Source organism: Mesorhizobium sp. WSM1497 (assembly GCF_001672455.2).
In the GTDB taxonomy this organism is placed as follows: domain Bacteria; phylum Pseudomonadota; class Alphaproteobacteria; order Rhizobiales; family Rhizobiaceae; genus Mesorhizobium; species Mesorhizobium ciceri.
The window spans coordinates 4,679,918-4,692,151 of record NZ_CP021070.1; the positions used below are offsets into that span (position 1 = coordinate 4,679,918).

13 protein-coding genes are annotated in these 12,234 nt (G+C 61.4%); 5 read left to right on the forward strand and 8 right to left on the reverse strand.

The features are described from left to right. Nucleotides 1-123 precede the first annotated feature (123 nt). The 4 genes from A9K65_RS22885 to A9K65_RS22900 all read right to left on the reverse strand — a co-directional run bounded on the left by A9K65_RS22885 (nt 124) and on the right by A9K65_RS22900 (nt 5,298). Nucleotides 124-1,929 carry an ABC transporter ATP-binding protein gene (locus A9K65_RS22885; protein WP_064995811.1) on the reverse strand — a complete coding sequence of 602 codons (1,806 nt, stop codon included), beginning with the start codon at nt 1,927-1,929 and terminating at the stop codon, nt 124-126. A 378-nt stretch (nt 1,930-2,307) separates the two neighbouring features. Continuing rightward, nucleotides 2,308-2,718 carry a GNAT family N-acetyltransferase gene (locus A9K65_RS22890; protein ID WP_063167907.1) on the reverse strand — a complete coding sequence of 137 codons (411 nt, stop codon included), beginning with the start codon at nt 2,716-2,718 and terminating at the stop codon, nt 2,308-2,310. 36 nt (nt 2,719-2,754) lie between these two features. Then, a complete protein-coding gene (locus A9K65_RS22895) occupies nt 2,755-4,431 on the reverse strand; it encodes an NAD+ synthase (protein WP_013531895.1) in 1,677 nt (558 codons plus the stop codon). Nucleotides 4,432-4,581: 150 nt separating this feature from the next. Next, a complete protein-coding gene (locus A9K65_RS22900; protein ID WP_063167906.1) occupies nt 4,582-5,298 on the reverse strand; it encodes a DNA-3-methyladenine glycosylase I in 717 nt (238 codons plus the stop codon). A gap of 92 nt (nt 5,299-5,390) precedes the next feature. Here A9K65_RS22900 and A9K65_RS22905 point away from each other — a divergent pair, with 92 nt between their 5' ends. Both A9K65_RS22905 and A9K65_RS22910 read left to right on the forward strand, forming a co-directional pair. Further along, complete coding sequence (locus tag A9K65_RS22905) at nt 5,391-5,954, forward strand: DUF1003 domain-containing protein (RefSeq protein WP_024503559.1); 564 nt, start codon at nt 5,391-5,393, stop codon at nt 5,952-5,954. After that, a complete protein-coding gene (locus A9K65_RS22910; RefSeq protein WP_024503560.1) occupies nt 5,951-6,538 on the forward strand; it encodes a DedA family protein in 588 nt (195 codons plus the stop codon). Before A9K65_RS22905 ends, A9K65_RS22910 begins: the two co-directional genes overlap by 4 nt. A 3-nt stretch (nt 6,539-6,541) precedes the next feature. Here A9K65_RS22910 and A9K65_RS22915 read toward each other — a convergent pair whose 3' ends face one another. The 3 genes from A9K65_RS22915 to A9K65_RS22925 form a co-directional block, all read right to left on the reverse strand. After that, on the reverse strand, nt 6,542-7,129 hold the full coding sequence (locus A9K65_RS22915) for a hemerythrin domain-containing protein (protein ID WP_064995810.1): 588 nt from the start codon (nt 7,127-7,129) through the stop codon (nt 6,542-6,544). A gap of 40 nt (nt 7,130-7,169) precedes the next feature. Then, a complete protein-coding gene (locus A9K65_RS22920; protein ID WP_024503562.1) occupies nt 7,170-7,529 on the reverse strand; it encodes a diacylglycerol kinase in 360 nt (119 codons plus the stop codon). A gap of 81 nt (nt 7,530-7,610) precedes the next feature. Then, nucleotides 7,611-8,027, reverse strand: a complete 417-nt coding sequence (locus A9K65_RS22925; RefSeq protein WP_013531901.1) for a GFA family protein — start codon at nt 8,025-8,027, stop codon at nt 7,611-7,613. Between the two features lie 412 nt (nt 8,028-8,439). Between A9K65_RS22925 and A9K65_RS22930 the strand changes: the two genes are divergently transcribed. The 3 genes from A9K65_RS22930 to A9K65_RS22940 all read left to right on the forward strand — a co-directional run bounded on the left by A9K65_RS22930 (nt 8,440) and on the right by A9K65_RS22940 (nt 10,699). Beyond that, entirely contained in the window at nt 8,440-9,507 is a 1,068-nt protein-coding gene (locus A9K65_RS22930) for a GGDEF domain-containing protein (protein WP_013531902.1), read from the forward strand. A 90-nt stretch (nt 9,508-9,597) separates the two neighbouring features. Next, nucleotides 9,598-9,972, forward strand: a complete 375-nt coding sequence (locus A9K65_RS22935; RefSeq protein ID WP_064995809.1) for an MbcA/ParS/Xre antitoxin family protein — start codon at nt 9,598-9,600, stop codon at nt 9,970-9,972. Next, nucleotides 9,932-10,699 carry an RES family NAD+ phosphorylase gene (locus A9K65_RS22940; protein ID WP_064995808.1) on the forward strand — a complete coding sequence of 256 codons (768 nt, stop codon included), beginning with the start codon at nt 9,932-9,934 and terminating at the stop codon, nt 10,697-10,699. The genes A9K65_RS22935 and A9K65_RS22940 overlap by 41 nt, the downstream gene beginning before the upstream one ends. A 69-nt stretch (nt 10,700-10,768) precedes the next feature. Here A9K65_RS22940 and A9K65_RS22945 read toward each other — a convergent pair whose 3' ends face one another. Beyond that, on the reverse strand, nt 10,769-12,142 hold the full coding sequence (locus A9K65_RS22945) for a 3-deoxy-7-phosphoheptulonate synthase class II (RefSeq protein WP_013531905.1): 1,374 nt from the start codon (nt 12,140-12,142) through the stop codon (nt 10,769-10,771). Nucleotides 12,143-12,234 lie beyond the last annotated feature (92 nt).

Genomic DNA, 12,234 nt, shown 5'->3' on the forward strand with positions numbered 1-12,234 from the left:
CAGCATCACGGCGCTGATCGACGGGTCGACTGCCTCCCTGCGATCGCATCTCCTGCTCCAGCCCGCTGGGCTGACCGTGCCTGACAGAGGCGGCCTCCGGCCGAAGCTGGAGGCCGCCTCAGGTCAGCTGACAAGTCCCTTGGTCAGTTCGAGCGCCTGGCGTTCGAACAGGCGACGGTAGATGCCGCCTTTCAGCCGGATCAGTTCGTCATGCGAGCCTTCCTCGACGATGTTGCCGCGATCGAAGACCAGTAGCCTGTCGAGCGCCCGCACTGTCGAAAGCCGGTGCGCGATGACCAGCGTGGTGCGGCCGATCATCAGCCGCTCCATCGCCTGCTGGATCAGCACCTCCGATTCCGAATCGAGGCTCGATGTCGCCTCGTCGAGGATCAGGATGCGCGCATCGGCAAGGAAGGCGCGCGCGATCGCCACGCGCTGACGCTCGCCACCCGACAGTTTCACGCCGCGTTCGCCGACCAGTGTACCGTAGCCCTTTGGCAGGTTGGTGATGAAGTCATGCGCACTCGCCAGCTTCGCGGCATGCTCGATCTCCTCCTGCGACGCACTCGGCCTGGCATAGGCGATGTTTTCGGCCAGCGACCGGTGGAACAGGATCGGTTCCTGCTGAACGATGGCGATCTGCCCGCGCAGCGAGGCTTGCGCCACCTGCGAGATGTCCTGACCGTCGACCAGGATTTTCCCCGCGTTCACGTCATAGAGCCGCTGGATAAGCTTGACGAAGGTCGTCTTGCCCGACCCCGAATGGCCGACCAGCCCGACGCGCTCACCCGGCGCGATATCGACCGAAAAGTCGCGGTAAAGCGCGGATCGGTGATGGCCATAGTGAAAGGTGACGTTGTCGAAGCTGATCCGTCCTTCGGTGATCCGGATCGGCTTGGCACCTGGCCGGTCCTCGATGCCGAGCGGTTCGGACTGGAAATCGACCAGCTCTTCCATATCGTTGATGGAGCGCTGCAGGTTGCGGATATGCGTGCCGATGTCCCTGAGATAGCCCTGCAGCACAAAGAGCGAGGTCAGCACGAACGCAACGTCGCCGGCGCTCGCCTGCCCCCAGGACCACAGCATCAGCGCCAAGCCGATCACCGCAGCGCGCATGACCAGCAGCAGCACCCCTTGCGTGGTGCCGTTGATGGTGCCGCGCACCCAGGTGCGCCGTGTACGCGCACGCCATTTGGCGACGACCTTGGCCAGGCGGCGTTCTTCGCGCTCCTCGGCGCCAAAGCCCTTGACCACGGCGTTGCAGCTGACCGCGTCGGCCAGCGAGCCGCCGAGGCGGGTATCCCAGGTGTTGGCGAGCCTTGCCGCCGGCGCGACATAGCCAAGTGACAGCAGCGCCGTCACCGTGATGAACAGCACCGAACCGGCAGCAACGACCGCACCCATCAACGGCCAGAACCAGCCGAGCAGCAACGTCGACCCGACCAGCATGACGATCGACGGCAGCAACGCGATGAGGATGGTGTCGTTGAGCAGGTCGAGCGCCCACATGCCGCGCGTCACCTTGCGGACGGTCGAGCCGGCAAAGCTGTTGGCATGCCAGTCGGTGGAAAAGCGCTGAACGCGATGGAAAGCATCGGCGGCGATGTCGGCCATCATCTTCAAGGTCAGCTCGACGATGCCCATGAACGCCAGGTTGCGCAACACGACGCCGGCCAGCGCCAGCGCCATCAACATCGAGAACGCCGTCAGCGCGGCATTCCAGGCAATCGCGTCGGCGCCGGCGCTGCTGGCGACGGCGTCGACCAGCCGGCCGGAATAGAGCGGCGTCAGCACATCGGCCAGCGTCGACAGCAGGAAGCTGGCCATGATGAGCGAAAGCCGCCACGGCTGGCGCCGCCAATGGGTAAGCGTGAAGCCAAGAACGCTGCGAAAGGCGCTCGCGCGCAAATCGATCTTGAAACGAGCCATGATGTCATTCGGGCACAAACGAGCCCGATCCCAGTAGGTCGAAAATTGAAGAAGCCGCGCAAGGGCCAATGATTGCCCGGAAGCGGAGTGGCATATTTGGCGTATCGCCCATAACCGGGCGGCGATCGGCATCGGCATAAGCCTGTGCTCGATCCGGCATCGGCACGAAGGGCAAACCTTCGCGGAGCGCCGGATGAGACCTAGGCTTCGCGGCCTCGCATTACCATGTGAAATACTGCCATTCGGACCTCCCGCAAGACAATTGCGGAGCGGTTCTTATAGAGACGCTCCGATGCACCGCCAAGACGGGCTGACGCCAAAAGCGTATCTGGTCCAACCACTGCGATTATTTTGCAACAATGGCGGGCAAGCCGCGCCTCATTCAGGAACGCGATCCAAGCGCATGTAGCGGCCATCGGTCGATGGCTTGAACCCGAGCTTTTCATACATGCCATGGGCATCGCTGGTCGACAGGCTCCAATGGAAAACGGTCCTGACCTCCGGATGATCGATCAGGGCCTGGACGAGCCGGCTTCCTATGCCCTGCCCGCGATTCTCCGGCCAGATGATGATATCGGCGAGATAGGCGAATACGGTGCGGTCGGTGATCGCCCGGCCGAAGCCGACTTGCCTGCCATCGACATAGGCGCCGACGCAAAGCGAGTTGGCAAAGGCGCGGCGATGGACTTCGTCAGTGCGTCCGGCGCCCCAATAGCTTGCCATCAACAGGTCCGATGTCGCACGGAAATCGATCCGTGACATGTCGAAGCTGATCTCACAATCGGGCATGGTTGTCTCCGGCCGCGCCGCGTGCGCTTTCGGTACCTAGCTGCGATCCCTGAAACGATTGGTGATGGGGTAGCGGCGGTCGCGGCCAAAATTCTTTTTCGTGATCTTCACGCCCGGCGCCGCCTGCCGTCGCTTGTATTCTGCGATGTAGAGCAGGTGCTCGATGCGGGTCACCGTCGCCCGGTCATGGCCGCGCGCTACGATGTCGTCGACACCCATCTCATTCTCGACCAGGCATTCGAGGATATCGTCCAGCACCGGATAGGGCGGCAGCGAATCCTGATCGGTCTGGTTCTCGCGCAATTCCGCCGACGGTGCCTTGTCGATGATGTTTTTCGGGATCACCTCGCCCGAGGGGCCCAGCGCACCCGGCGGCACGTGGCTGTTGCGCCAGCGCGACAGCGCGTAGACCTGCATCTTGTAGAGGTCCTTGATCGGATTGAAGCCGCCATTCATGTCGCCATAGAGCGTGGCATAACCGACCGACATCTCGCTCTTGTTGCCGGTGGTGACGACCATCGAGCCGAACTTGTTGGAGATCGCCATCAGGATGGTGCCGCGTGCGCGGCTCTGCAAATTCTCCTCGGTGATACCTTCCTTGGTGCCTTCGAACATCTGCGTCAGCGCGTGCAGGAAGCCCTCCACGGGTTCGAAGATCGGCACGATGTCATAGCGGCAGCCGAGAGCGCGGGCGCAATCCTCGGCATCTTTGAGCGAATCCTTCGAGGTATAGCGGTAGGGCATCATCACCGCGCGCAGCCGTTCCTCGCCGAGCGCATCGACGGCCAGCGCCGCGCAGATCGCCGAATCGATGCCGCCGGACAGACCAAGCACGACGTTCTTGAAGCCGTTCTTGTTGACGTAGTCGCGCAGGCCCAGCATGCAGGCGCGATAGTCGGCCTCCTCCCGGTCCGGGATTTTCGACATCGGCCCTTCCGAGCAGACCCAGTGATCGCCTTGTCTCTTCCAGGTGGTGACGTCGACCGCTTCCTCGAACTGGCTCATCTGGAAGGCAAGTGTCTTGTCGGCGCCAATGGCAAACGAAGCGCCGTCGAAGATCAGCTCGTCCTGGCCGCCAAGCTGGTTGGCATAGATCATCGGCAGCCCACATTCGATGACCTGGCGGATGACGACCTGGTGGCGGACATCGATCTTGGCGCGATAATAGGGCGAGCCGTTCGGCACCAGCAGGATTTCCGCCCCGCTTTCGGCCAGCGTCTCGCAGATATCGACATCGCCCCAGATGTCCTCGCAGATCGGAATTCCGATGCGCACGCCGCGGAAATTGACCGGCCCCTGGATCTCGGGTCCGGCCTGGAAGACGCGCTTCTCGTCGAACTCGCCGTAGTTCGGCAGATCGAGCTTGTAGCGTTCGGCGATGATCTTGCCGCCGTCGGCGAAGATGATCGAATTGTGCGTGCCGCTCTTGCGCTTCAACGGCGTGCCGATGATGACGCCGGGACCGCCATCCGCGGTGTCGGCGGCAAAGTCCTGTGCCGCCTTTTCGCAGGCTTTCAAAAAGGCCGGCTTCAGCACCAGATCCTCCGGCGGGTAGCCGGCGAGGAAAAGCTCGGTATAGAGCACGAGATCGGCGCCCTGACGTGCGGCATCCGCCCTCGCCTCGCGGGCTTTGGCGAGATTGCCTGATATGTCGCCGACAGTCGGATTGAGCTGGGCGACGGCGATGCGCAGGATGTCGAGCTTCTTAGTCATGCCTGCTGACTTAGCGCGGCAAAATTGCTCGGGCAATGGCGTTCGTTTGGACCAATTCGGAGCAAATGACGAATGTCATTCGTGTCCGGACCGATCGATTCGATCGTGTTGACCGATCGACGAATGCCGATCGTGGCAAGCGACCACGTTTCAGTCGTCGCCCATATATTCGCGCAGCGCTTGCGGCGAATGGTTCTCGCCGATCGACATCGCCAGGATGCGTGAAATATGGCGGCGTGGCAGATGCGTCTCCGCTGCCCATTGATTGATTTGCCTCTGGATCTTGTCCAAATCCTTCTTCGAAGTCGGGCTTTCGGCGATGTCGAGGCCGGCGTCGCGCAACGCCGCGGCCATATCGCCCGAGATGACGAACGCATCCCAACCCAGCCAGCGCAGGAAATACTGGCCCGTGTTGCCGCCCAGCCGGCTGCCATGCTTGCCGAGCCAGGCCATCAGCCCGACCTGGTCATCATCGGGCCATTCCGCAAGGAATTTGCCGAAACCGCCATATTCCTTCGACACACGCTCGACAAAGGCAGCATTGTCGCGAACGGATCTGATCTTCTGCGGGTTGCGTACGATGCGCTGGTCGGCCGTCAGATCGTGCCAGAAATCATCGGGCTGGAACAACAGCCGCTTCGGCTCGAAGCGCAGAAACGCCTCCTCGAAGCCAGGCCATTTCTGCTCGATGACGCGCCAGACGAAACCGGCGGCGAAGACGCGCTCAGCCATAATGGAGAGAATGCGGTCATCGGGGATGTCAGCCACGGCGGCATTGTCAGGCGCCGGACCAAGCAGCGACGTCAGTTCCTCTTCGCCGCCCTTACGTTTTGCGGCGCGAGCGCGAATTTTCTTGAAATCGGCCATTGGTCCCTCGGCAACTGGAATCAATCTAACACTTCCCGTGCGAGCCGGCAGCCTCTACCTCTTACGGCAAGCCTAAGACCCTGGAGATGGCCATGAACAAGACGATCGACGATCTGGCGAACCGCTGGCTCAAGCGGCGGCCGGACGGCCTCAGCCAGCTCGAAAGCCGGGTGCTGCAATCGACGCTCGAACGCACCACCATCTCGCGCGACACCAACAAGGCCGTTGCCTTCCACCAGACCTTCGGCGACCGGCTTGCCGATACGATCGCCCGCATCGGCGGGTCATGGTCCTTCATCCTGACCTTCATCGCCTTTCTGGTCCTATGGACGGCGGGCAATGTCTGGCTCCTGTCGCGTGACGCCTTCGATCCCTACCCGTTCATCTTCCTCAATCTCGTTTTGTCGATGGTAGCCGCCTTGCAGGCTCCTGTGATCATGATGGCGCAGAACCGCCAGACCGAACGGGACCGCATCGACGCCGCCCACGATTACGAGGTCAACCTGAAAGCCGAGATCGAGATCATGGCGCTGCATGAAAAGCTGGATGAACTGCGCCACGGCCAGATTCTCGGCATGCGCGACGAGATCGTGCAACTGACCGAGATGATCAAGCGGATCGACGAAAGGCTGTCTTCGCAGCAGTCGGCTTCATGACCGACGCGATCCACCATTTCATCGAACAATACGGGCTGCTCGCGGTCTTTGTCGGTTGCATCGCGGAGGGCGAAAGTGCTGCCATTCTCGGCGGCTTCTTCGCCCACCAGCAGGTCTTCGTGCTGTGGCACGCCGTCCTTGCGGCCGGCCTCGGCGCCTTTGTCGGCGACACTTTCTTCTTCATCCTCGGACGAAGCTTTGCCGACCATCCCTATGTCGTCAGATTGCGCAAGCGGCCCGGCTTTCGCCGCGCCTTTCGCCTGCTCAACACCCATCCCGACATTTTCGTGCTGTCGAACCGCTATATCTACGGCATGCGTCTCGTCGGCGGCATTGCAGCCGGACTCTCCAATATCACAGCGCCGCGCTTCGTCATCCTCAACGCGCTTTCATCGGCGGTCTGGGCGGTGCTGTTCGGTACGATCGGTTATGTCTTTGGACTTGGCGCAGAGCACTTCATCGGCCAGGCGCTGATGCATCACGAACGGTTGCTGATCGGGCTTGGCATCGGCCTGACCGTGGCCGTTGTGGCATGGCTCGTCGCCCGTCACATCGCCAGGAGGGAACGCGCCAGGGAAGGCTGATCGTCAATCCACGCCGAGCGCCTGATCCCCCCGATCGAGGATAAGCGGGACGATCAGGTCTTCCTCGTCGGCAAGATGTCTTGTCAGCATGGCGATCAGCCGGCTGTTTTCGTCGGCATAGGCGTCGGCTGCAAAGCGCTGTCTGTCTTCGCTCTCCTGCAGCGTCTTGATGAAGGCATTGGCCGCCTCGGCATTGCGCTCCAGCCCTTCATGGATGGTGTGGTGGTCGGCATCGAGAATCTCGAAGCCGCGCTTCAAACGGGGCTCGGCCTTGGCGAAGACCGGGAAATATTGATAATCCTCGACATTGTGGTGACCGTCGAGATGCCCAAGAAAATGATTGAGGCGCGGCGCGAACCAGCGCGCGAAATCAGGTGCCGTCAGCCGTCCCTCACGGAAGTCGTCAATGCCGTTGGCCAGCATGCCGCCAAGTTCACGGAACATGTCGTGCCGCTGCAGCCACATATTGGCGATGCCGTGGACGTTGGCATAGTCCTGCCAGTTTTCACGCGGGTATTTTTCGACGAGCCAGCGCAGATCGTCTGGCAGGCCCACGCGTTCGAGAAGCAGAAAATTGGCGGCCCCGGCCATGACAGTCTCCTTTGGTGACTGGCATATAGGCATCGAAAGGCTAGATCGGTAGCCCAGTGATCCGCTCGATAATGGCGATGCCCCAGACACCGGCGACGATGAGCACCGAAATCAGCACCGCCAGCGAACCGCAATCCTTGGCCAACTGGATGTCGACATTGAACTCGCGGCTGAAAGCGTCGCATGCCGCCTCGATGCCGGTGTTAAGCACCTCGACCATGATCAAGAGCAGCACCGCGCCGATCAGCAAGGCATAACCGCGCCACGAGATCGAAACGAACCAGCCGAGCGGCAGTGCCAGCGCCAGCAGCATCAGCTCCTGCTGGAAAGCCTTCTCGCTGGCGGCCAGCTTGCGAAACGCCCGCACCGAATTGAAATAAGCGTCGATCAGCCGCTGCATGCCAAACCCCTTTGCGAATCACCGGCACGGGATAATGCAATGGCTGGCCAGATCAATGGAATAAGGTGACTTGTCCAAGATTCATTCAGCAACCGGTATGGACGGTGTCGACTTTTCAAACTGCGGCAGCCCGTCGTCGATCGAATAATAGTCGCCCTTGTCACCAACGAAAATATGGCATTCCCCCTCAAGACCTGTCGGCTTGTCGAACGATCCCGCCATGACTGAAACGTAGTCCTGGTCTCGCGGCTTCCAGAACAGCACCGATCCGCATGCCTTGCAGAACCCACGCCTGGCGAAGGTAGAGGCTTCGTACCAGGTGATACTTTCCACGCCATCGATCACGATGTCGACATTGGCAACATTGGTCGCGGCATAGAAATGTCCGCTCTGCTTGCGGCATTGCGAGCAATGACAATAGACGACGCCACGCAACGCTCCGTTCGTTCTGAAGCGGACGGCTCCACACAGACACGATCCTTGGTGACCACCACTCACGTCGATCCTCCTTGAAAGAAAAGTGCCTGGCATCGCCTTCAGGATTCCAGCTTTGCGGCGCACGCACGCAAGCAAATGCGACATGTACTGGCGTGGAGAATCCGAAAATTCGGTTTCATTTTGAAGCGTGCGATGCGCGAATCGCGAATTCAGGCCGCTGCACCGGCGTTGTTTCCAACTGTTGGACGCGCGAACCAGAGCTTTTACAGCCCGCAGACAGAGAAAACCCGCGGAACCTTCGCCAGTTAAGAGAACTTTAGCGACAGCGCATTTATGGTCACCCTGCAAGTGAAGGCCGTGGGTGGGGACGCATCCCTTCGCAAGTTGTTCCGAAGCGTCGGTCGCATTCCCCAGGGTTCGGCGACAAAAGGGGATCCGCGAATTCCGCGGATCATCCGGGGGAAGAACCAGAATGCAGCCGGCAGCTGTCCCGACCGAACGCACCGACATCGCAGCCACTGTTGTCGCGACAATGCGCCAGTTGGGCGTGCTCGGCCTGCCGCGCAATTACGAGATCTTCTATGAGGCCCTGAGCGGCACCAATCGCGAACTCAGCCTGGCCGTCGTTTCGCTGAGCAGCCGGCCGACACAGGATGAACTGGATCAGATCGGGCGCACTTTCTTTGCCCACAACCATGGTCCTGGCATCGTCGAGCATGCCCGAGACGTCATTGCCAGGGAGCTCGAGGCGGTTGCTTCACTGCTGCGGAGCGAGCGCAGCCATATCGAGAAATACGGCAGGATCCTCGATGAGACATCGAGCGGCCTCAACGGCCGCAGCCTTCTTTCCCAGGATCTTTTGCACAAGATCGCCAACGCCATGGCGGTTGCCACCAATTCGACGATCGATCACGGCCGGCAGGTGGCCTCGACGCTCAGCGACAAGACGGCCGAACTCGAGACCGTCAAATCGAAGCTCGAGGAATACAAACGGTTGGCCGACACCGATCCCTTGACCCACATCTGGAATCGCCGCGCCTTCGACAAGGAAATCACCAGGATCTACAACAGCAACAGGGGTATCCTGTTCAACGCCCTGGTCCTTGCCGACATCGACCGCTTTAAGGACATCAACGACCGCTTCGGCCACCCGGTCGGCGACAAGATCATCCAGAGCATCGCCGATATCTTCCAGACCAGCATTCGCGGCGACATGTTCGTTGCTCGCACCGGCGGCGAGGAGTTCGCGCTGATCGTCGAGGGCGCCAGCGAGGACGCCACCTATGACGTTGCAGAGCGTATTCGTGCCCTGATCGAGCAGACGCCGTTCACCAGCAGCCAGACGGGCACGAATTACGGCACCGTCACCGTCTCGATGGGTATCTGCATGGCGTCCGAAGCCGAAGGACCCGAAGATCTCTACACCAAGGCCGACCGGGCGCTCTATCGCTCGAAGGTCAGCGGCCGCAACCGCGTCACCAGGCACTCGACGATGGCTGGCCGAGCAGGCAAGAGCTGGCTGCTCTACAAGAAGGATTGAGACTCCCGTTTGCAGATTGTTTTGCGTCCCGCCCCTTTCCATATGAATTTTTGTGGCCTATATTTTCTACAGAAATAGGAAGGCGTCGCAATGCAATCTCAAACCGCTGCCAAGACAGCCGAGAATGCAGTCCTGACCAAGGCAACGGTGCGCGCGGCCGATCTGCTGGACATCACCGCCAGAATGCTGGCCTCGGTGATCGGAGTTTCGGAGGCCACGGTTTCGCGCATGCGCAGGGACGAATTCCTGCTCGAGCGCGGCACCAAGCCATTCGAGCTTGCCGTGTTGTTCGTCAGGCTGTTCCGCTCGCTCGACGCCATTGTCGGCGGCGACGCGGTCGTCGCCCGGGCATGGCTGAAGAACGCCAACACGGCGTTCGACGCCGCTCCGCTTGAAAAAATCCTCACCATCACCGGGCTCGTCGATGTCATTGCCTATCTGGACTCCCGACGCGCTCTCGTCTGAGACCGTCGGCATCGACAGCAAGTACTGGCGCATGATCGAAGCGCAGCACCATGTCTCGACGCTGAAAATCGTCGACACGCTCGACGAACAGGCGATGCTGGAAGACCTGATCGAGGAAACCAAGCCGCAGATCCCAATTGAATGCCGCCATCTCCACTATCTCCTGGCGACGCCCTTCCGCTACGGCTCGGTCTATCCGCACGGTTCGCGCTTCCGCCGTGCCGGCAGGACCAAGGGCGTCTACTATGCGGCCGAGACCATGATGACCGCGGTGGCCGAAATGGCCTTCTACCGGCTGCTGTTCTTTGCCGAGTCGCCCAAAACACCCTGGCCAAGCGACGCCGCCGAATACACGGCCTTTGCGGCCGCGATCAAATGCGCCAAGGTGATCGATCTCACGCGGCCGCCGCTCGATCGTGACGCAACGGCATGGACGCATCCGACCGACTATGCCGCTTGCCAGGCCATTGCCGATACTGCCCGCGAGGCCGGGCTGGAGGCGATCCGCTACCGCTCGGCGCGCGATCCCAAGGGCGCCAACATTGCGCTGCTGACCTGCCGCGGCTTTGCCAAGGCAAAGCCGCTGGAGCCGCGGACCTGGCGCATCCGGCTTGGGGCGTTCGGCGTGCAGGCGATCTGCGAGTTTCCGGAAAAGCGCATCGAGTTTTCAAGGACGGCGTTTGCTGACCCCAGACTCGCCGGCCTGCGCTGGGAACGCGGGCACTGAACCAACCAAAAGAAAAGCGCCGGATTTCTCCAGCGCTTTTTCCGTCAGCCGTTCAGGCCGAAATCGAGCTTAACCGTTCGCAACCTGCTTGTGCTGCACCGGGTGGCTCTTCTTGAGCAGGTCTGACACCAGGAACGCCAGTTCGATCGCCTGGTCGGCGTTGAGGCGCGGGTCGCAATGGGTGTGGTAGCGGTCCTGCAACTCCTCGGCGGTGATGGCGCGCGCGCCACCGGTGCATTCGGTGACGTTCTTACCGGTCATCTCGACATGGATGCCGCCCGGATGCGTGCCTTCGGCGCGGTGCACTTCGAAGAAGGTCTGAACCTCCTTCAGGATGCGGTCGAACGGCCGCGTCTTGTAGCCGGCGGCCTCGATCGTGTTGCCGTGCATCGGGTCCGACGACCACACCACGGAGCGGCCTTCCTTCTGCACCGCGCGAACCAGCTTCGGCAGATGGTCGGCGACCTTGTCGGAGCCGAAACGTGCAATCAGCGTCAGCCGGCCGGGTTCATTTTCGGGGTTGAGCAAGTCGATCAGCTCCAGCAAGCCGTCCGGCGTCAGCGACGGACCGCATTTCAGGCCGAGCGGGTTCTTGATGCCGCGGCAATATTCGACATGCGCATGGTCGGGCTGGCGGGTGCGGTCGCCGATCCAGATCATATGGCCCGAGGTAGCGTACCAGTCGCCGGAGGTCGAATCGACACGCGTCAGCGCCTCCTCGTAGCCGAGCAGCAGCGCCTCATGGCTGGTATAGAAATCGGTCTCGCGCAGCGCGTAGTTGGTTTCCGAAGTGATGCCGACGGCCTTCATGAAGTCCATCGTCTCGGTGATGCGGTTGGCGAGCGACTCGTATTTCTCGCCCTGCGGGCTGTCGGACACGAAGCCGAGCATCCAGCGGTGCACATTCTCCAGGCTGGCATAGCCGCCTTGCGCGAAGGCGCGCAGAAGGTTGAGCGTCGCCGCCGACTGGCGGTACGCCATCTCCTGGCGAGCGGGATCCGGAATGCGCGACTTCGGGTCGAATTCGATGCCGTTGATGATGTCGCCGCGATAGCTGGGCAGCGTCACCTCGCCCTTGGTCTCATTGTCGGACGAGCGCGGCTTGGCGAACTGGCCGGCAACGCGGCCGACCTTGACCACCGGCTGCGCGCCGGCGAAGGTCAGCACCACCGACATCTGCAGGAAGACGCGGAAAAAGTCGCGGATGTTGTCCGCGCCATGCTCGGCGAAGCTCTCGGCGCAATCGCCACCCTGAAGGAGGAATGCGTCACCGGCAGCGACCGAAGCGAGCTGCTTCTTTAGCTTGCGCGCCTCACCGGCAAAAACCAGCGGCGGAAAGGTTGCGAGCTGGGCCTCCGTGTTCTTCAGCGCTGCAAGGTCCGGATAAGCAGGAACCTGCTTGATCGGCTTTGCTCTCCACGAATTCGGCGACCATTTCGTCATCGCTGCACCCAACGCTCTTTCCAGCGGCCTATACTCCGCCATTCCCGCCCCAATTGGGGATCGCGGCTCCATACACGAAGCCGATTTCCTAT